The organism is Anaerohalosphaeraceae bacterium (assembly GCA_035378985.1).
Classification (GTDB): Bacteria; Planctomycetota; Phycisphaerae; order Sedimentisphaerales; family Anaerohalosphaeraceae; genus JAHDQI01.
In genome coordinates this window covers 1-18968 of record DAOSUR010000014.1, presented here as the reverse complement: position 1 = coordinate 18968, position 18968 = coordinate 1, and the positions used below count along the sequence as shown (strand labels likewise).

Below are 18968 nucleotides of genomic sequence, written 5' to 3'. Positions count from 1 at the left end.
TATATCGGCTGAGGATGAAGCCGTCAAAATGCAAATTGCCTGTTTTGTAAGATGAAATGCGGTGAAGTTAAGCAGGCGGTAACGCTCATAATTTTTAAAATAATTGCTTTCCAAAAGGAGAAGAAGTTATTACCATAGATTTTTAAGGGTCGATTTTGAATGGATTTTGGGAGAAAACTTATGGATAAATGTCAGTATTGGCCCAACAAGATTCCCCCGTGATGAAATCAGACGTGATGAAATCTATTTCCCTATTTCAACTTTTTAAGGAGGTTACTTATGAGAAAACTTTTATCTATTTTGCTGATTGTTTGTCTTTGTGCGGCAAGCGGCTGCCAGTGTTTTCAATGCGAAGAAACCAAATCTGAACCGGCTCCTGCTCCGACTCCGGCCCCGGCTCCTAAGCCCGCACCGGCCCCGGCGGCGGCCTATTACACGGCGACCCAATTGTACAACAATGATTGCTGCGGAACGCTTAAGCTCGAAAAAATTCTGCCTCAGACGGTCACGATGAATGCTCCGTTTGAATACACGATTAAGGCCACCAATCTGACAGATAAGACCTTAAGTTCGGTTGTGATTACAGAGCGGCTTCCGCAGAATTTTAAATACATCAGTTCGTCGCCGGAGGGCAAGTTGGCCGGTCAGATTTTGACCTGGCAGCTGGACAGCATGGGACCCAATGAGGCCAAGACGATGGTGGTCAAGGGACAAGCCACTAGTGAAGGTTGGCTTGCCACCTGTGCGGATGCAACCTATATCATCCCGGCCTGTGCCAAGACCCAGGTGGTTCAGCCGGCTCTTGAATTGGTAAAGAATGCGCCGGCAGAAGTCTCCATTTGCGACCCGATGCAGGTGACATTTACGATTACCAACAAGGGAACAGGCGAAGCACGGAATATTCAGATTACCGACCCATTGCCGGCAGGTCTGACAACGATGGACGGTTCCTCGCAGGTTACAATGAAGGTGGATTCGCTGCCGGCCGGGCGTTCGGCGACCAAGACCGTTCAGATCAAGGCGACCAAAACCGGTACGTATGAGAACAGGGCCGTTGCTGTAGCAGACGGCAATCTGAAGTCTGAGTCCAATGTGACACGGACGAAAGTGACCCAGCCCGTCCTGACGATTGACAAAACGATTGGAAGGGAATGGGAATACGGCGGACGCCGCGTAGAATACACGATTACAGTGGCCAATAAGGGGGACGGGGTGGCCAGGAATACCGTCGTTACCGACATGATACCGACAGGAGTTGAACAGCTTCAGGTCAGCGGCGGCGGGACGCAGTCCGGCGGGCTGATTACCTGGAACGTCGGCGATTTGGCGCCCGGGGCTTCCAAGCAGTTTACGGTTTCCTATGTTCCGACCGCGCTCGGCAAGATCAGCAATACCGCCACTGCCAAAGCGGTGTGCGCTCAGGATGTTTCCAAGTCCGCTTCGGTGGAAATCCGCGGAATTCCGGCTTTGCTGCTGGAAGTTGTTGATGTGGCAGACCCCATTGAAGTCGGTCAGAATGAGACATATGTCATCACCGTAACGAACCAAGGCACAGCAACTGCTACAAATCTCAAGATTGTCTGCATGCTGGAAGATACGATGCAGTTTGTCTCTGCCGACGGCGCTACAAAAGGAAGTGCAGAGGGCAACAAGGTGACCTTTGCGCCGCTGGCTTCTCTGAACGCCAAGGCCAAAGCGAGCTGGAAGGTTACGGTCAAGGCTGCCAAGGAAGGGGATGTCCGATTTGGAGTGGTTCTGAATGCGGATCAGCTGGATCGCGATGTTCAGGAAACCGAATCGACGCATTTCTATAAATAAGCCCTCAAAGACATGCATTTGATAAACTGTGAGGGTCTGTGGGCCCTCACAGTTTTTTTATTTGTTCTATCTGATGGAAGCGGGCTACAATGGAATTCAGCCGGCTGGAATCGGGCTGACATCTGTTTGTAGGAAGAGGAATGAATATGAAATTATCCGTCTGTCTTTTGACAGGGCTGATTCTGCTGGGGTTCGGCGGTTGTGAGCTGGGTCATCGTTCCACGGTCGGCACGATGAGAACACCCCAGGAGGGAATGATTACCAAAGAGGAGCTGCGGGAACTGCTGAACAGCTATCGGGATTATTATGTGGCGGAGCTGAAGCGGATTGGCGAACAGATTGATACGCAGAACGGAGCCCGCCGGACCCAGCGAATCAGCCTCCAAATGCGGATGCGCATCATCTCCGCGATTGACACCATGCTGGAGCCCTCCGATCCGGTGGCGGCGTTTCTGGAGATTTGGGGTTTTACCCTCCGGATGCGTCTGTATCTCGAGCAGGGAGACGGGATGCACCTTTACGGCAGTCAGCAGTCTGTTGTGGTGGATTTTACCCGCCGCGCGGAGGAGGAAATCCGGCGGATTGCCCGGCTGTTCCTCGATGAGCAGAAGTACCAGGAGGCCTATGACAATCTGATGGATTTCGCCCGGCGGAACCCCATCCGCGGGACTTACTCGAATCTGGTGGTGATGGCCACCAAGGAGCAGAAGGAAGGCCCCAACCCGCTGATGAATGTGATTACGATTCCGATGGCGCCGTTCAGTGCGATGCGCGGCGTGGACAGGACGGCCGATGCCGTCTATCAGTTCCGCAATACCGCCGAGCGGTTTACGGATGTCGTCCGCGACCTGCCGGAGATGATGCACTGGGAGGCCCAATTGTTTATGGATGAATGGGCCGGTTCTGAGCAGATGCAGTCATTGCTGACCAGTCTGGAGCGGTTTTCGGAGAGCAGTGTCCGTCTGTCGGCTGCTGCGGAGAAGTTGACGGCCATGCTTGAGGAGGACTCTTCTCAGACAGCCCTGAATCAAGCCCTTGTCTCGGCCCGAGAGACAGCCGCTGAGGTGCGGGCGGCGATTGAATCGCTGGATACGACAGGGCGAACACTCAAAGAGACGGCGGCGGAAGTTGCCCGGGCTGCCGAATCAGCTCGCGCACTGGTGGAGCCGTTTACGGTTCGCAGGGAACGGAACCCCCAGGCCGGTCCGCCGTTTACGATGCGGGATTTTGATGCCCTCGTGTCCAATATCGGCCGGACTGCCGAGCAAATTCATCAGGTTGTTCAGACGCTTCAGCAGATGCCCCAGACCCAGGACCAGATTACCCGGCAGATTAACGCCTCCGTTGATCACGCCGCCAAGAGAATCCTGCAATTGCTGCTGGTTTTGTTTGTCCTGATGCTGGGCTATCACATCCTGACGCGCAGAAAGAAGACGCCTGCGGATTCCTGACGACGGCTATCCGAGGGCCACATCCAGAACCATCATGACGGTAAAACCGAGCATGGCGGAGGTGGTGGCCAGGTCCACATGGCCTGCCCGCTGCGATTCAGGGATGACCTCTTCGATGACGACGAAAATCATAGCCCCGGCCGCAAAGGCCAGTGCATACGGCAGCAGGGGGGTGATGCTCATTACGGCCCAGGCCCCGAGCACGCCTGCAATCGGCTCGACTGCGCCGGACAGCTGGCCGTACCAGAAACTCTTCAGGCGGCTGAATCCTTCGCGGCGGAGCGGAACCGATACGGCCGCTCCTTCGGGGAAGTTCTGGATGCCGATGCCGATAGCCAGGGCCAGGGCCCCGCTGAAGCTGGCTTCGGACAGGCCGTATTTGAGGGCGCCGAAGGCGATGCCCACGGCCAGTCCCTCCGGGATATTGTGCAGGGTAATGGCCAGAACCAGCAGCACGCTTCGCCGCCAGGAGGTATGAATGCCCTCGGCCTCTTCGGTCGGATAGCCCAGATGCAGATGCGGCAGGAGGACATCGACCCCCCGCAGGAAGGCTCCGCCCAGCAGAAAGCCCACGGCGGCGGGAATCCAGGCGATTTGTCCCTGATTGGAGGCCATCTCGATGGCCGGCGCCAGCAGCGACCAGTAGCTGGCGGCAATCATCACGCCCGCCGCAAAGGACAGCATCGCATCGAGCGTGCGGCGGTTGATGCTTTTGAAGAAAAAGACGGTGCCCGCTCCGAGGGCGGTCAGCCCCCAGGTAAAGAGCGTGGCCAAGAGGGCCTGCATAATCGGATGAAGCTGTTCCAGTCGTTCGAGCATCGCTGCAAGTCCTTTTGCTGACTGTGTCCTCAATATAATCCGGTTTTTTGTTTTGGGCAAGAAGGAGAGGAGGAGAATAGGTGATTTTACGGATTTTTCAGCCAATTTTGGGTAAAGATTGCCCAATCCGCCCCGTCCACCGTTTGAGAATAATTCAAATCTGTTCCTGCGCAGAACTCGTTGTCAAACCCGCAGTTGTCTGCCAACCACCATTCTGCCAGAAAGGCCAAATCCGTTTTCTCTACTCCCGGCGGGCAATTCCGGTCTCCTGTGCGAGATTGCCAATTCAGCCGCGGATAATCGATTCCATCCGTACATAATCGCCAGGTCTCATAAGGGCCGTTGTCTGTTTCGTTTGTAAAATCCCAGCCGGCCGCAAGGAACGTCGAACGCATTTTCATTTCTGCGGTTGTCTTGCCTGTGCCGACGGCGCTGACAGTGCATCCGCTGGTTTGAATATCCCAGAATGAATAGGGCTCATCGATATTTCCCTGACCTGCTTTTTCCCCAACAAGACCGCCGAGAATCGTTTGAGGTGCCGGAATGCCGCGGACCTGGCCGGTTGAATAACAATGGAGTATATTCGGATTGCTTCGGCCAATTAGTCCGCCCGCTCTGCATGTATAAGATGGACCATATAAGAGATAGGCGGTACCGTTTCCTTTTGCACAGCAGTTCAAAACAGGGCCCCCGTTGTCGGCAATCAGCCCGCCGATGAAGGCGTATTTGCTGGATCCGGGGTACAGGGTAATGTTTACATCTGCCGAGGAGGACTCGACTGTTCCGGTATTGATTCCGATTAGTCCGCCGCCTTCGGTTCCGGAAACCGTCAAGCTGCCGGATGCCGCACAGCGAAAGACTCTTCCGGAATTTCCTCCAGCCAGGTGCCCGCCGCGCGTACCGTTGATAGAGATATTCCCCTGAGATTTACAGGAGACCATAGTCCCCCAATTCATGCCCGCGAGACCTCCTGCATAGGAGCCGGAAAGGGTTGTATCTCCGATGTAGGAACAGTCCAGAAGCAGCCCTTCACTACCCCCGACCAAACCTCCGCTGATGAAAATATATTCTGGTGTTAAGGAACCCCGGACCACGGTGCAGCGGCGGATAGTACCCTTGTTATAACCGGCCAGTCCGCCGATGTAAAAATTGTGGAAAGAGGTACCCGAAATGACGGGATTATAAACCGTCAGATTTTGCACAAGACCCTCCGTTCCGATTGTTCCGAATAATCCGGAGAAATCGGCAGCGGACTGAAAGTTTACCCCGTAAATGGTATGTCCGGCTCCGTCCAATGACCCGGTAAACGGCTGTTCAGTTGTGCCAACCTCCGAGATAGGAAATCCGGAAAGGTTGATGTCGCTCGTGAGGATAAAACAAAGGCCGTTTGCATCGGCGGGGGTACTGCAAAGGGTCAGCCAGTCTTGGGGTGTGCTGATTTGATAGGGATTAGAAGGGGAACCATCGCCTCCGGAATAGCCGAACAGGGCTGATGAGCACATCCATCCTCCAACAACCAACCAACGGAAAAAGGACAGCTTTCTCATTTTCCGTTCCTCCTTTTCTTTAATAAATTGCAGTATAAGAGATTTTTTTGTTTTGTCAAGACGGGATGTGGAAAGTTTAAGGAAGACCGCCTAAAAGCGTATAAGAAACCGCGGATTTACACGGATTGAAGAAAGGAAGAATTACGAATTAAGAATGAAGAAAGAGAGTCCCTCGGCCGGCTTTCGGTGGCCAGAAACGAACTTTGAGCCTGCACAGGCGGCATAGGATAGCCCTGCCCGTAAGGGTATGGTGAAAGATTTCAATTTTTTTTCCCGGGCTCATTCGCCCGGGGCTGTTTTACCCATAGGGGCTAATCGTCTTCGGGCTGCTGGAGCTGGGTGAGCAGGTCGAGGAGTTTTTGGGCGGCGGGCTGATTCGCCGGGTCTTTGACGGCTTCTTTCAGATGGTCGGCGGCCTTGTCATACTTTTCGATGCTGATGTACTGATACCCCAAAAGCAGATGGAAATCGGCCGCAAAAGGCTCTTCCTGCGCCGCCTTTTCGAGGACCTCAATCTGGGCCAGCAGGGTTTCCTCTTTTTCATACAGTCCGCGCGGGTAGTAAATCGTCAGCTGGTCATCCGGAATGGCCGCCACAGCCGAACGCAGCACGGCGGCGGCATGGGCATAGTCGCCGTCGGCAAAGAGGGCCTGGCTGTACGTGAACGGCAGGATAATATCATCCGGAGAAAGCCGGACCGCCTCTCGGAATTGAGCGGCGGCATCCGCGTATTTGCCCGCCAGGAACAGATTGACGGCTCGATCGAAGCACAGGTCGGCAGCAGTCTGGAACTGAGGAGCGTCAGGTGCAGAAATCTTTTCGATATAGCCGCTCACATCATAGTTGGAATCGCCGAAGGGATACTTCCACGGAGCAGAGGTTTTCTGCGAAGAGTCGGCGTCGGCTTTGCCGTAGTAGTTATACGTGTTGTAGATGTTCTGCTCAATAACGGGGGCAGAGGTGATGACGGTCGGACCGTACCAGTAGTACGGATGGCAGCCGTACCAGTAATAGCGAATGTATCGGTATTCGCACGGCCACCAGCCGCCGATGCTCACAAAGACATAGCGGCGGTGATAGCGGGGGTAATAATACGTCAGACCCCAGCAGGAACGATAGGGTACGCAGGCCAGACGGGCACAGGAATTAAAGGAAAATGTCAGGGAAAAATACGAACCGCAATCGTGCCAGTGCGGACTGCTGCGGACAATCACCAGGTCGGGATGAAGCCGGCGAGGGATATAGGGCCGCGGACGGTGAGGCGTGATGTCGCCGACGACAACAATTTTCTTTTCGGGTGTGACGGTGATTTTGCTGTCGTATCGCTCTTTATGGCTTGGACGACTGTTGTGCACGGACGCCCTTGCCTCTCGGCCCGGATGGTGTCGGGTCGGCTCGCTGAGCTCATCGGCCCGGATGATGCTTTGACTGCCGGGGCGTGCGGGCTGGGCAAGAGGGCGCTCCAAGGGGGGCTGAAGTTTTGTGCCGCCGTCGCGGGTTTCACGCGGAGCGGGCCGTTCGATTTTGGAAACGATGACGCGGCGATTCTTCCGCTCCGAAGCGGCACGGACCGAATCGGTTTGCTGCCCGGACTTTTCTTTTCTGTCGTTCGTTTTCTGCTCGGAGGATTTCAAGGTCAGCGTACTGCGTGTATTCTGCGGACGAGCCGGTTTGTTTTTGTCGGCAGAGGATTTTGTTTCTTGTTCTTCCGGGGAATCGGATTGAGTGCGTCGGCTGTTTCGACCGGCGGAAAGATTGGCGACAACAACGTGCCGCCGGCTGTTCAGACGGCTTTGAGAACGTACGGAAGATGGGGAGGATACATCTGTCGGCGTTTTGATTTCAGCGGGAGCGGAGCGTTCCGGTCGGGTTGGACGGGAGAGGGTTTTTGAATCGGCTGGACGGGTTTTCAAAACATCCTGTGTTTCCGCAGGTCTGGAAACAGACGGCGGGCTGTTTCTGCGTGCAGTTTTTTCAGCAGAGACGACTTTTCTTTCTGTCTGCTGCGGACTGCCTTGCGAGGTTTGCGCAGACAGCCTGCGGCTTTCAGAAGACCGCGTGGGCCTTGCGGCAGGGACAGCAGGCCGGGTGAGAGCATCTCGTGCTGCGGCGGGTTGCTGAATCGAGCGGGAGGGTTGCTGAGTGGATGCGGATTGCTCTGCCGATTTAGCCGGTTCAGCAGGCGGCGCCGGTTGCGATGGAGGAGATTCCTGCTTTTGCGGTGCAGCGGCGGGGCGGTCGTTTCCCCGAGCGGAACCGCGATTGTCCGGTTTTTCTCGTGCCAAAGCGGTCAGGGACACTGCCAGAATTGCCATCCCGAACAGAAGCCATTGTATATGTCTGCTTTTCATGGCTTATCTCCTTTCTGGGCAGACCGGCTTGGGAAAGTCCGGTTTGCTCATGCGATTTTTACGATTTCGAGGGCTGGTTCTGCATCGCTGACAGGTATTTGTCCAAAAATTCGGATGCCCGCGTGCAAATGCGAATCAGGACCTCTTTTTCTTCCGGAGTAACGTTGATGGCATGGAAAAGAGCGTTGAAGCGTTCTGTCTGCTGCTCCAAATATTTTTGAATTGTCTGTCGGCCTTTGTCGGTGAGTTTGACCAGGGTCACCCGCTGGTTGTCGGGCTTGATGGTCTTGGACACGAGTCCTTTTTCGCGCCACAGACGCGTGAGGGTTATCGAGATGGTGCTTTCACTGACGTTCGGCCAGGATTGGGCGATTTCGGAGACCGTCATCTCGGGGCGTTCGAGCAGCTGCTGCAGGATCAGGGCCTCGCGTTCACTCAGGGAGCCGGGCGCATCGCCTTCCTGTGCGGCGCGAATCAGACGCATCCGCAAACTCAAATCCTGTATGGCCTTTTCCAATTCCGGTCCCATGGGGCCGTCCAAGAACCGTCGTCTTTTCTGTAAGGTTATACGCTCATTATACAGAAAATATTTCAAGAAATACAATGTTTATTTATTGAAATGTTTAATAGTTGATATATTGCGGGTCCTATAAAAGCATATCCATTTTATTTTTAAGGGTTTACGAGCGGAAAACAAGATAAAAAAACGTTGAGAAAAAGGAAATTATTATGGCAAACAGGGAAACAATTCGCTGCCAGCTTGGGGTTTTCCAGATGAAGGGCTGGGTGATAAGTGCAACAAGAAGCCCGGCGAATGGGATTATAGAGGCGACCAACGCAATTAGAGCCAGTACAGTCGGGAGCAGGGAGGAAGGAGTATTCCAGAGCATTTGGTGAAGGTCGGCAGGTGTCAGTTGGGACACATCTTCCAGCGGAAGGTTCAGGTAAAAACTCCTCCCGCAATTTCGGCAGGTCAGTCGGGTTGTGCGAACCCGAAACGATGGTATGAAGAAAAACAGTGTCCCCTTTTCCACAATCTCTGCAGAATCCGCAGGCCCCCTTTCCCCGCAGGATGGGCAGTCTATTGTGAGGGCAGGCCCTTCCGTTTCCCGACAGGATGTACTGAACACAAAAAAGAACATAGGGCGTTCAGTCCGGCTGTTTCCAGGCGTACACGAAGCCGTCGTCGCAGCCAATCAGAACAAGATTGCTCACGACAGCCGGAGAGGAGGCGATCGGCCGGGCGAGGTTGGCAGACCAGAGTTCTTTGCCGTCAGTCAGCGAGAGCATCCGGAAGAAGCCGTCGTCGGAACCGAACAGAACTTTGGTACCGCAGATGACCGGGCTGGAATTAACGGCATCCTCCGTGCGGAATGTCCAGAGGAGCCCGCCGGTCTTTCGGTCCAGGCAAAGGACTTTATTTTTTTGCGAGCCGACAACCAGGTATTGTTCATTGACGGCGGGTGCGGCAAAAAAGGCGTCGTCCGAATGGCTGGACGTCCAGACGATTTGTGCCGTTTGGGTATCCACACAAAAGAGCTGTCCTTCAAAGTTGCCGATATAGGCCAGGTTCTCGTACACAGCCGGGCTGGACGGAATATAAGAGCCGGTGTCGATTCGGCGAACCTGCCTGGGGTCGTCTGGATGAATCAGATACAGGTTGGCATCGCAGCCGCCGGCAATGACTGCCGACGGAACGGCCGCCGGTGTGCCGTTCAGATAGCTTTCGGTTTGGAAAGTCCACAGGACTTTTCCATCCGGGCTGAGTGCATGGAGGGTCCCGTCATAGCTTCCGAAGAAGATACAACCGTTAAGGAAGTTGGCGGAGCCGGCGATTTTGCCTTTGGTTTCATATTTCCACAGGACGGCACCGTCAGCGGGGTTGAGCGCATAGAACCAGCCGGTAGTGGTGCCGACATACAGGGCCGATTTAGTCCAGAGAGCGGAGGCCTCCATTTCTCCCAGTTCCCGGCTCCAGAGGAGGGAGCCGGTCTTCAGGTCCACGGCGTAGAGTTTTTGGTCGGTCGAGGTGATATAGACTTTGCCGTCGGCGGCGATAGGAGTGGATTTGACAGGTCCGTTTGTTTTGAATTTCCAGGCGAGCGTGAGGTGCTCGGGCAGTTCGCCCGAGGCAGTGCCGGTTAATTGCGGATTGCCGCGAAACATCGGCCAGGAGTCTGTGCCGAAGCTCACCCGCACAGCCGGCGGTGACAGCGGCTCCTTTTTCTGCAGTTTGGCCTGGCGATGGGCCGCAATGACAGCCAGAACAGCCGTCAGCGGCAGCAAAAGCAGCAGAAACGGGACCACAGTCCGCTGCAAATGCATAGGATTTCCTTTCGAATCAGGAACTCATATGCCGTTCGATAAAACTCGTATCCACCTGATTTTTTACGAACAGGTTGTGCGAAAGGATTTTCAGGCACGCCGGAATCGTAGTCTTTATCGGCTCAATGCGAAACTCCCGCAGTGCCCGCTTCATCGTGGCAATGGCCTGTTCGCGGGTGGGCTGATGGACAATTACTTTGGCGACCATCGAATCGTAATACGGGGAGACGACGGAGCCCTGAGCCAAATGGGTATCGACCCGCACGCCCGGCCCGCCGGGGACGATAAAGCGGTGAATCGGACCCGGACAGGGGGCAAAGTTTCGGGCGGGGTCTTCGGCGTTGATGCGGCATTCCATCGCCACGCCGGTGTGTTTGATGTCCCGCTGGCGCAGCGTGAGCGGGTTTCCGGCGGCGATTTGAATCTGCCATTTAATCAGGTCCTGGCCCGTTACCAGCTCTGTGACGGGGTGCTCGACCTGAATGCGGGTGTTGACCTCGATAAAGTAGAAGTTTTTGTCACGGTCCAGAAGAAATTCGACCGTAGCGGCATTGTGATATTTGGCCTCGTGCACAAGCCGCAGGGCCGAGCGGCACAGCTCCTCACGGGTTTTTTCATCCAGCACCGGACAGGGGGATTCTTCAATGAGTTTCTGATGCCGCCGCTGAATGGTGCAGTCACGCTCGTAAAAATGCACGGCATTTCCGGTTTTGTCGGCCATCACCTGCACTTCGACGTGTCGGGGTTCCACGATGTATTTTTCCAGGTACAGGGCCCCGTTTTTGAAGGCGGCTTCGGCTTCGGCGCGTGCAGCGGCGAAGGCCTTGTGCAGACTGATGTCGTTGTGGGCGACCCGCATTCCGCGTCCGCCGCCGCCGGCAGCGGCCTTGAGGATGACCGGATAGCCGATTTTGTTGGCCAGCTTGATTGCCTCCGCTTCATCCTTCAGCTCGCCTTCGGACCCGGGCACGAGGGGCACGCGGGCCTTTTGGGCCACCAGTCGGGCCTGGACCTTGTCGCCCAGCATCCGCATGGATTGCGGGTCCGGGCCGATGAATGTAATCCCGCATTCTCCGCAGATTTCTGCAAAGTGGGCATTTTCGGCCAAAAAGCCGTAGCCGGGATGAATGGCGTCCACATCCGCAATCTCAGCGGCGCTGATAATAGCCGGGATATTCAGATAGCTTTTAGCCGGTGTCGCCGGACCGATGCAGATGGCCTCGTCCGCGGTCTCCAGATACGGGGCTCCGCGGTCGGCTTCGGAAAAGACCGCCACGGCCTCGATGCCCAATTCATGGCAGGCCCGGATAATCCGCAGGGCGATTTCTCCTCGATTGGCAATCAGGATTCTGCTGAACATAATTTCCTCAAGTTTTGCCGGAACGGTTTAGCGGGGTTAGGGGCGCACCCGGAAGAGAGTCTGGCCGAATTCGACGGATTGGCCGTCTTTAACGAGGACTTCCACGATGGTTCCGGACACTTCGGCCTTAATTTCGTTCATTACTTTCATCGCTTCGACGATGCAGACAACGGTGTCGGGCTTGACTTTATCCCCCGGTTTGACGTAGGGGGCGGCCTCCGGATTGGGAGCGGCATAAAAAGTCCCGACGATGGGAGATTTGATTTCCAGCAGACCGCTTTCTTCCGGCATAGCCATATCCGGCTGAGGTTTCTGGACGGCGGGGGCCGGAGCTGCAGGGGCTGCAGGTGCCATTGGGACCACCGAAGGAATATAATGAGCGGTTGCCGGCTGGGGACGTTTCAAGTGGATTTTCTGGTCCCCATCCGCGATTTCCACCTCGATGAGGTCGTTTTCCTTCATTAAATTGATTAGTTCCCGTACCTTTTTCAGGTCATCCAGTTTGTCAGCCATTCGAGTTTATCCTTATCAAATGGGGGATTATCATTAAGAGACTGAGGGGTCAGTATAGAAAAAGACGAAAAAAATGCAAGGGTTTTTGTCTGCTTATAAAACAACAAAGCAGGTCTATATTGTCCATTGCAGAGAGGATTCTTTACAAGACGAATCAGTTTTTGTATACAATTGCTCCAATGAAGAAAGGATTGCTGCAGCGGCTTCGAGAAGGCATTGTCATCGGCGATGGGGCGATGGGCACGATGCTCTATCAGCGGGGGGCCTTTGTCAACACCTGCTTTGAGGAGCTCAGTTTATCTCGGCCGGACTGGATACGGGAGATTCATAAGGCCTATATCCAGGCGGGTTGTGATTTTATTGAAACGAATACCTTTGGGGCCAACAGCATCAAACTGGGGCGGTTCGGGTTGGCGGACAAGACGGCGGTCATCAACCAGACGGCGGCGGAAATCGCCAAAGACGCTGCGCCCGTGGAAGTTTTGGTGGCTGGCTCAATCGGCCCCAGCGGGCTGAATATTCCGGTCCCGGACCCGGAATTGACTTCTACGCTCCATCAGGTTTTTGCCGAACAGGCGCGGGCGCTGTTCGAAGGGGAAGTGGATTTCTTTCTGCTGGAAACCTTCAGCAGCGAAGCGGAACTTCTGATTGCTGTGGAGGCGGTTCGGTCTGTCTGTGAGCTGCCGATTCTGGCCCAGATGACCTGTTTGGAGCATGCCCAGACGGTCTTTGGGACTCCGATTGAACAGGCCCTTTCTGCGGTTGCCCAGCATCCGGCAGTTGCGGCGGTCGGACTGAACTGTTCGGTCGGGCCTTCACATATGCTCGAGGCCCTTCAGCGGATTCGCGACATTACCGACAAGCCGATTTCCGTGCAGCCCAATGCGGGTCTGCCCCGTCAGGTGGATGGGCGGATGCTGTATATGTGCACGCCGGAGTATATGGCCGAGTATGCCAAGCGGTTCTTTGAAAACGGGGCACGGATAATCGGGGGCTGCTGCGGGACCACGCCGGAGCATATTCATCAGATTGCCACGGCCGTCCGTCCGCTGGACCGGGTGACGTCGGCCGTGTCTGTGCCGTCAAGCCGGATTGAGGTGTCCGCTCCGGCCGGTGTCGAGCCCCGGCCGCTCAAAGAACGGTCCAAACTGGGGGCCAAATTGGCTGCCGGTCAGCCGATTGTGTGCGTGGAATTGACGCCGCCGCGCGGCGTGGACCTTCGCGGGGTGCTCGAGCGGGCCCGCCTGTGTGCCCAGCACGGCATTGATGCGGTCAATATTCCGGACGGCCCCCGCGCCAGCGCCCGGCTCAGCCCGATGGTTACAGCCGTCAAGATTGAGCAGGAGGCTGGGATTGAGACGATTCTGCACGTCTGCTGCCGGGATAAGAATCTCATCGGTCTTCAGTCCGATTTGCTGGGGCTGTATGCCGTCGGTCTTCGAAATGTGCTGATTATTACGGGCGACCCGCCCAAACTCGGCGATTATCCGAATGCCACAGCGGTATTTGATTTGGATTCGATCGCCCTTACCCGGGTGGTTCAGAATCTCAACCGCGGGATTGACATAGCGGGCAATCCTCTGCCGGAGCCGCTGGGACTGACCATTGGGGTCGGGGCTAATCCGGTTGCGTCGGATATTCACCGGGAGATTGACCGGTTTCGGCTGAAAGTGCAGGCCGGGGCGGAGTATGCCATAACGCAGCCGGTATTTGATTTGGAAATGTTTTATGCATTTCAGGCAGCGGTGGAGAATTGCCGCATCCCTATTCTGGCGGGCATCTGGCCGTTTGTCAGTTTTAAAAATGCCGAGTTTATGGCCAACGAAGTGCCGGGGGTTGTTGTGCCGGAGGCGCTGCTGAAGCGCATGGCCAAAGCCAAAACCCGCCAGGAGGGGCGCCGCATCGGGGCCGAAATTGCCCACGAGATGATTGCCCAGCTGGCTCCGCACGTAGCGGGTTTTGCCGTCAGTGCCCCGCTGGGGCAAGTTGAGATGGCCCTGGCGGCCCTGGGACGGTTTCCGCTTCAGGATCTATAACATTTCGCTTGTGTTTTAAGAGCCGGCTGGACCGGAGCCGTGGGTGATAAAGTTCCATACCTCTGTTGCCGCGTAGTTTTCGACGGCTTCCAGGTAGGGTCTTGGGTCGAAGCGTTCCCCGTCTGTCAGGACGCGCGGCTTGGGCCATGTAAAGGCGGTTTCAACCAGGAGCTTGCGGGGTTCGCGGAGAAACGATTCGACCCGCAGTTCAATCGTGACCGGCTCCTGTCCTTCGGCAGCGTGGGGCGGAATCAGCAGACGCAGGCCGCCGCCGTGAACGGGCCGTCCGCCTAATGCCTTAAAATCCTCCGGCGACTGATTGAGCCGATTTTCCCACAAATATTGGAAGGCATGAACCTTCGTACTATACAGATGGTCGATGCGGGCGCTGGTGTTCAGAATCTGGTACTGTTCGGCCGGCCAGATTTGCTGATAGGCAGTCGTGACGGCCTCCGCCTCGCGGCAGAAATAGTCCAAGTCGCAGTTGGGATTCAGGGCGATAATCTTCAGATTGTGAATCTGGGGCGCCGGGCTTTCGAGGAGGATTTGCAGCGGGGAAGACGGCGGTTCCCGGCGGAGCTGGAAGCCGTTTTTATAAAACAGCGATTGGGAGAATTCCAGTCCGTTTTCGAGCAGGGCTTTCTGGAAATCAATCTGAACGCTCGGGTCGGCATTCCAGCTGCCTGCAAGCACATAACTGATGCTGTAGTGCGCCGAGGTTTTCGATTCACGTAAAATCAAATCCATAACCATCTCCTGTTTTTGTGTTGTTTATTATACGATTATCGGGCGTTTTGGCATAGGGGAAAAGTACGATTGGGGTGGTTAAGATAGGCAAAATTTCGGCCGATGAGAGAGGGGAAGTACGAAACGTCAAAATAGAGGCCGATTATGAAGCGTTTGGAGAAGAAACCGGTACCTTGGCTTATGCTCAATTATGAGATTAAGGTTTATCCGAATTTACGCAGCTGTGTTAAGCCGGATATGAATCGAGTCAAGCCTGAACAGATGCCGCCGCTGATGGTACGGAAAGCGGGGTGGAGGCGGTAATCACGAAATACAAGACCGATTATTGCAGAAAATAACCTGGCCGATAAAAAACGCCTGCCGGAACAGCGAATCCGACAGGCGTTTTTGTTTTACAGAGCGTTATTATTTTTTCTTGATTCGCGGGTAGTTGCCCAGATACTCGGTCTGCGGCAGCTGGCCTACCAGCGGCAGGGCGTATTCGACAAAGGCCTGCGTAATCCCGTTGCCTTCCGCAGTGATAAACTCATCCGGCAGGGATTTGGTCTTTTCGGCCACGTTGGCCAGCTCAGTGCGGAAGTATTCCACGCCGTAGTTTTTGCCGTTTCCGGTTCGCTTCATCGCTACAGAACCGTTGTCGTATTTCATCGAGTACTGCACGGCCATCCGCCCGCACATTTCAGCCTCCTGCCGGTCCACTTCGGACTGCAGGCCTGCAAAGCTGCGCTGCAGATACCCGAAGGTGTCGGCGCGGACGCGTTTGACCTTCAGTTTGGTTTTTACCTGAGCAGCCAGGTAGTCGGCCAAGGCGCCGGTGCCGGACAGCTGCACGTTTCCGTGGGCGTCTTTTTCTCCGGTCTGGGCGATTTTTTCCGTCCAGGTGACGTGATCGGTATCGCAGATGCCTTCGCTGACGGCCACGACACAGCGGCCCAGCTTCTTATAGACGGCCTCGACATCCGCCAGGAACTTGTCCATCGTAATCGGCCGCTCGGGCACATAAACCAGATGCGGACCGTCATCATCCCGCTGCTTGCCGAGGACGGAGGCGGCCGTCAGGAAGCCGGCGTGCCGGCCCATGATGACATCGATTTTGATGCCCGGAAGGGCGCGGTTGTCGAGGTCATCGCCGATGAGGGCACAGGCGACAAACTTAGCGGCGGTGCCGTAGCCCGGGCAGTGGTCGGTCACCAGCAGGTCGTTGTCCACGGTTTTCGGGACGTGGAAGGCCCGGAACTGATAGCCGACCTTTTCGGCCATATTGTTGATTATGTAGCAGGTGTTGGCGGAGTCGTTGCCGCCGATGTAGTAGAAATATTCCACTTCGTATTTGCGGAAAACGTCGAGGATTTTTTTGCAGTATTCCTCATCCGGCTTGTCGCGGCTGGAGCCGAGGGCTGAGGAAGGCGACAGAGCCAGCCGGCGAAGGGTTTCGACGGACAGTTTTTTCAGGTCGATAAAGTCTTCTTTTACAATGCCGGAGACGGCGTGGACTGCCCCATAGAGATTGTCGATTTCTTTGTGCTTGATTGCTTCCGTAATCACGCCGACCAGCGAGGCGTTAATAACCCCCGTAGGGCCGCCGGATTGACTGACTACCGCGTTTGCCATTGGATTTTCCCCTTTCTTCAACCAGATTATCTTGGGTTTATCGGGGGAACAATTATACGGGACATTGGGGACAAATCAAGCCGGAAAAAGAAAAACGGGCTCGGAAAAGCGAGCGATTTTTCGAGGGTTGATTGACAACTTCTATTCCATCGGGTAAGATAGTTATTTTGGTTCGCCGGGGTTCGACGGCGGTTGCGGTGGAAGTAGCTCAGCTGGTTAGAGCATCAGATTGTGGTTCTGAGGGTCGTGGGTTCGAATCCCATCTTCCACCCGTTTGGAGGCTGTGTGGCATCAGCTTTTGGATGCAGTTTCTTTTCATGTCCCTTCACAAATGCTGTCTGCCCAAAATCTGTTTGTTTTCCTCTTCCGGTGAATCCCCTTGTCTTCTTTGCCGATAGGCTCCGAAGCAGGACGAGCAGAAACGGGGTGTCGGATGGGCACAGTCTATCTGCAGGAACAGGGGGCCAAAGTTTCCCGACAGGGTCGTCGACTGCTGGTTTCCAAAGAGGACCAGCCGCTGCTGTCGATACCGGTCCACCGCCTTCAGCGGCTGGTGATTATCGGACGAATCCAGCTGACGGCGTCGGCCCTGGCGCTGCTGCTGGACCGGAAGGCATCTGTGGTGATGCTTACTTCACGCGGTCAGGTTCGCGGTACGCTGATTCCGCCGGACAGTCCCCGTGCAGCGCTCCGCCGCCGGCAGTATGCACTGGCCGAAGACCCGGCTCAAACCCTTCTGTTCTGCCGCGAGCTTGTGAGGGCCAAGGCCGTTTCTGCCGCAAATGTTATCAGACGATATGCGTATAATCACCGCAATTCCGAGCTGACGAAGGCATCGGAAGAGATTCTCCAAATCGCCGCGCGGGTGGATGAACAGCCCTCCGTCGAGACCGTACGGGGCATCGAGGGTCTGGTTGGCAGAATGTATTTTCAGGCCCTCGTGCAAATCTTTCATTCGCTGGAAATGGATTTCGGCGGACGGGTTCGCCGCCCGCCGGCGGACCCGGTCAATGCCTGTCTGTCGTATGTGTATATGCTGCTGACGGCGCTGGCGCAGAACGCCCTTCAAGCGACCGATTTGGATATTTACTGCGGTCTGATGCATGCGTCGATTCGCAGCGCGCCGGCGCTGGTGTTTGATTTTGTAGAGCAGTTTCGTCAGCCGATAGCCGACCGGTTTGTCATGCTTCTGTTTAACAAAAAGATTCTTCAGAAAGCGGATTTTCAGGTCGGCAGGGGGCAGCCGGCGCCGGTTCTTTTGTCCGATGCGGCTCGAAAACGGCTGATTGCCGAATGGGAAGCATATCTGCAGACCCCGCAGCGTCTGTTGGAAAAACGGGAACCGCTGAGTCCCTTTTCTCTGCTTTTTGAGCAGGCTGAACGCCTGGAAAAGTCAATTCAGACCGGCCGAATCTACCGTTTTTATCAGCTGCCTTTGTAGAGAATCTCTCACATGTTTGTCGTGATTGCCTATGACTGTACCGATGATAAAAGACGGCTGAGGGTCGCCAAAACCCTGCTTGACTACGGCGACCGGGTTCAATACAGTGTGTTTGAAGCAGATTTGGACAAGACTCTTTTGAAAGAAATGATGCAGCGGCTGGCTCAGATTATCAACCCGCAGGAGGATTCCGTTCGGATCTACCATATATGCCAAAATTGTCTGGCAAAAACACAATTTCAGGGACAAGGGCACTTGACACAGCAGGAGACATTCTTTATAATCTGAAATAAATCGATTACAGAAAATCTGTAAGTTGTGGTCTTTCAAAAGTTTATAGCGATTTTGGCGGTTCAGGGTCTTTGAAAAACGATTGAAAAAAAGCCCCAAAAGGGGGGATTACAGTTTTTGCCCTCGCAACCCCTTGAAAACAAAGGGCTTACAAAGGCCGGTCTTGCATTTTTCCCCTGATGAATAAGGGATTGAAACGTCTTCGTCAGAAGCCAGTGAAATCCAGTATGTTTTGTCTTGCATTTTTCCCCTGATGAATAAGGGATTGAAACCCTGTATGGAAGGATTTCAGGATTTTTCCGTCTATTTTATAACTTGCATTTTTCCCCTGATGAATAAGGGATTGAAACCCGTGCGGAAACAGGGACGTCCGTCCTCGGTCATCTCCGACTTGCATTTTTCCCCTGATGAATAAGGGATTGAAACACTTCAACGGCATAGTCTCCCTGACCGAATTTCAGAACCGGCTTGCATTTTTCCCCTGATGAATAAGGGATTGAAACAAAAGTCCAAAAACGTAAAAACAGAAAGACTAAAAGGACTTGCATTTTTCCCCTGATGAATAAGGGATTGAAACTTCCCATATGAAAAAATTTTTGAACTGCTTCCTCCCCCGGATAATCTTGCATTTTTCCCCTGATGAATAAGGGATTGAAAC

Annotated in this window: 15 protein-coding genes, 1 tRNA gene and 1 CRISPR repeat array; of the genes, 7 read left to right on the top strand and 9 right to left on the bottom strand. The window is 54.7% G+C overall.

The annotated features are described in order from the left end of the window. The first annotated feature begins 279 nt into the window (after nucleotides 1-279). Together PKY88_10295 and PKY88_10290 are read left to right on the top strand one after the other, a co-directional pair. Nucleotides 280-1818 carry a CARDB domain-containing protein gene (locus tag PKY88_10295; GenBank protein HOQ05589.1) on the top strand — a complete coding sequence of 513 codons (1539 nt, stop codon included), beginning with the start codon at nucleotides 280-282 and terminating at the stop codon, nucleotides 1816-1818. A 140-nt stretch (nucleotides 1819-1958) separates the two neighbouring features. Further along, nucleotides 1959-3269, top strand: coding sequence for a hypothetical protein (locus PKY88_10290; protein ID HOQ05588.1), 1311 nt, complete (start codon nucleotides 1959-1961; stop codon nucleotides 3267-3269). Nucleotides 3270-3275: 6 nt separating this feature from the next. Here the strand turns inward: PKY88_10290 and PKY88_10285 are convergent, their stop codons facing one another. From PKY88_10285 to accB, 7 genes are all read right to left on the bottom strand, one after another. After that, nucleotides 3276-4088: a ZIP family metal transporter gene (locus tag PKY88_10285; protein HOQ05587.1), complete on the bottom strand. Its 813-nt coding sequence runs from the start codon at nucleotides 4086-4088 to the stop codon at nucleotides 3276-3278. A gap of 86 nt (nucleotides 4089-4174) precedes the next feature. Then, nucleotides 4175-5635, bottom strand: coding sequence for a hypothetical protein (locus PKY88_10280; GenBank protein HOQ05586.1), 1461 nt, complete (start codon nucleotides 5633-5635; stop codon nucleotides 4175-4177). Nucleotides 5636-5946: 311 nt separating this feature from the next. Continuing rightward, entirely contained in the window at nucleotides 5947-7986 is a 2040-nt protein-coding gene (locus tag PKY88_10275; protein ID HOQ05585.1) for a tetratricopeptide repeat protein, read from the bottom strand. Between the two features lie 58 nt (nucleotides 7987-8044). Next, nucleotides 8045-8515, bottom strand: a complete 471-nt coding sequence (locus PKY88_10270; protein ID HOQ05584.1) for a winged helix DNA-binding protein — start codon at nucleotides 8513-8515, stop codon at nucleotides 8045-8047. A gap of 620 nt (nucleotides 8516-9135) precedes the next feature. Beyond that, entirely contained in the window at nucleotides 9136-10311 is a 1176-nt protein-coding gene (locus tag PKY88_10265; GenBank protein HOQ05583.1) for a PQQ-binding-like beta-propeller repeat protein, read from the bottom strand. A 16-nt stretch (nucleotides 10312-10327) separates the two neighbouring features. After that, nucleotides 10328-11671 carry an acetyl-CoA carboxylase biotin carboxylase subunit gene (gene accC / locus PKY88_10260; protein HOQ05582.1) on the bottom strand — a complete coding sequence of 448 codons (1344 nt, stop codon included), beginning with the start codon at nucleotides 11669-11671 and terminating at the stop codon, nucleotides 10328-10330. Nucleotides 11672-11707: 36 nt separating this feature from the next. Next, nucleotides 11708-12184 (bottom strand): acetyl-CoA carboxylase biotin carboxyl carrier protein, encoded by a 477-nt coding sequence (gene accB / locus PKY88_10255; protein ID HOQ05581.1) that lies wholly within the window; start codon nucleotides 12182-12184, stop codon nucleotides 11708-11710. A gap of 179 nt (nucleotides 12185-12363) precedes the next feature. Between accB and PKY88_10250 the strand changes: the two genes are divergently transcribed. After that, a complete protein-coding gene (locus PKY88_10250; GenBank protein ID HOQ05580.1) occupies nucleotides 12364-14220 on the top strand; it encodes a bifunctional homocysteine S-methyltransferase/methylenetetrahydrofolate reductase in 1857 nt (618 codons plus the stop codon). Between the two features lie 15 nt (nucleotides 14221-14235). Here the strand turns inward: PKY88_10250 and PKY88_10245 are convergent, their stop codons facing one another. Further along, nucleotides 14236-14967: a hypothetical protein gene (locus PKY88_10245; protein HOQ05579.1), complete on the bottom strand. Its 732-nt coding sequence runs from the start codon at nucleotides 14965-14967 to the stop codon at nucleotides 14236-14238. 144 nt (nucleotides 14968-15111) lie between these two features. Here PKY88_10245 and PKY88_10240 point away from each other — a divergent pair, with 144 nt between their 5' ends. Continuing rightward, a complete protein-coding gene (locus PKY88_10240; protein HOQ05578.1) occupies nucleotides 15112-15270 on the top strand; it encodes a hypothetical protein in 159 nt (52 codons plus the stop codon). Between the two features lie 102 nt (nucleotides 15271-15372). Here PKY88_10240 and PKY88_10235 read toward each other — a convergent pair whose 3' ends face one another. After that, nucleotides 15373-16578: a 6-phosphofructokinase gene (locus tag PKY88_10235; GenBank protein ID HOQ05577.1), complete on the bottom strand. Its 1206-nt coding sequence runs from the start codon at nucleotides 16576-16578 to the stop codon at nucleotides 15373-15375. A 197-nt stretch (nucleotides 16579-16775) separates the two neighbouring features. Here PKY88_10235 and PKY88_10230 point away from each other — a divergent pair. From PKY88_10230 to cas2, 3 genes are all read left to right on the top strand, one after another. Then, nucleotides 16776-16849: transfer RNA gene (locus PKY88_10230), tRNA-His, on the top strand. A 162-nt stretch (nucleotides 16850-17011) separates the two neighbouring features. Continuing rightward, complete coding sequence (gene cas1, locus PKY88_10225) at nucleotides 17012-18019, top strand: CRISPR-associated endonuclease Cas1 (protein ID HOQ05576.1); 1008 nt, start codon at nucleotides 17012-17014, stop codon at nucleotides 18017-18019. A 12-nt stretch (nucleotides 18020-18031) separates the two neighbouring features. Then, nucleotides 18032-18307 (top strand): CRISPR-associated endonuclease Cas2, encoded by a 276-nt coding sequence (cas2, locus tag PKY88_10220; protein HOQ05575.1) that lies wholly within the window; start codon nucleotides 18032-18034, stop codon nucleotides 18305-18307. A 165-nt stretch (nucleotides 18308-18472) separates the two neighbouring features. Then, a CRISPR array of direct repeats spans nucleotides 18473-18968; the repeat unit is 36 nt; unit sequence CTTGCATTTTTCCCCTGATGAATAAGGGATTGAAAC.

Coding starts and splice junctions, on each gene's coding strand:
- PKY88_10295 (HOQ05589.1), top strand. CDS start 280: ATGAGAAAACTTTTATCTATTTTGCTGATTGTTTGTCTTTGTGCGGCA.
- PKY88_10290 (HOQ05588.1), top strand. CDS start 1,959: ATGAATATGAAATTATCCGTCTGTCTTTTGACAGGGCTGATTCTGCTG.
- PKY88_10285 (HOQ05587.1), bottom strand. CDS start 4,088: ATGCTCGAACGACTGGAACAGCTTCATCCGATTATGCAGGCCCTCTTG.
- PKY88_10280 (HOQ05586.1), bottom strand. CDS start 5,635: ATGAGAAAGCTGTCCTTTTTCCGTTGGTTGGTTGTTGGAGGATGGATG.
- PKY88_10275 (HOQ05585.1), bottom strand. CDS start 7,986: ATGAAAAGCAGACATATACAATGGCTTCTGTTCGGGATGGCAATTCTG.
- PKY88_10270 (HOQ05584.1), bottom strand. CDS start 8,515: ATGGGACCGGAATTGGAAAAGGCCATACAGGATTTGAGTTTGCGGATG.
- PKY88_10265 (HOQ05583.1), bottom strand. CDS start 10,311: ATGCATTTGCAGCGGACTGTGGTCCCGTTTCTGCTGCTTTTGCTGCCG.
- accC (HOQ05582.1), bottom strand. CDS start 11,671: ATGTTCAGCAGAATCCTGATTGCCAATCGAGGAGAAATCGCCCTGCGG.
- accB (HOQ05581.1), bottom strand. CDS start 12,184: ATGGCTGACAAACTGGATGACCTGAAAAAGGTACGGGAACTAATCAAT.
- PKY88_10250 (HOQ05580.1), top strand. CDS start 12,364: ATGAAGAAAGGATTGCTGCAGCGGCTTCGAGAAGGCATTGTCATCGGC.
- PKY88_10245 (HOQ05579.1), bottom strand. CDS start 14,967: ATGGATTTGATTTTACGTGAATCGAAAACCTCGGCGCACTACAGCATC.
- PKY88_10240 (HOQ05578.1), top strand. CDS start 15,112: ATGAAGCGTTTGGAGAAGAAACCGGTACCTTGGCTTATGCTCAATTAT.
- PKY88_10235 (HOQ05577.1), bottom strand. CDS start 16,578: ATGGCAAACGCGGTAGTCAGTCAATCCGGCGGCCCTACGGGGGTTATT.
- cas1 (HOQ05576.1), top strand. CDS start 17,012: ATGGGCACAGTCTATCTGCAGGAACAGGGGGCCAAAGTTTCCCGACAG.
- cas2 (HOQ05575.1), top strand. CDS start 18,032: ATGTTTGTCGTGATTGCCTATGACTGTACCGATGATAAAAGACGGCTG.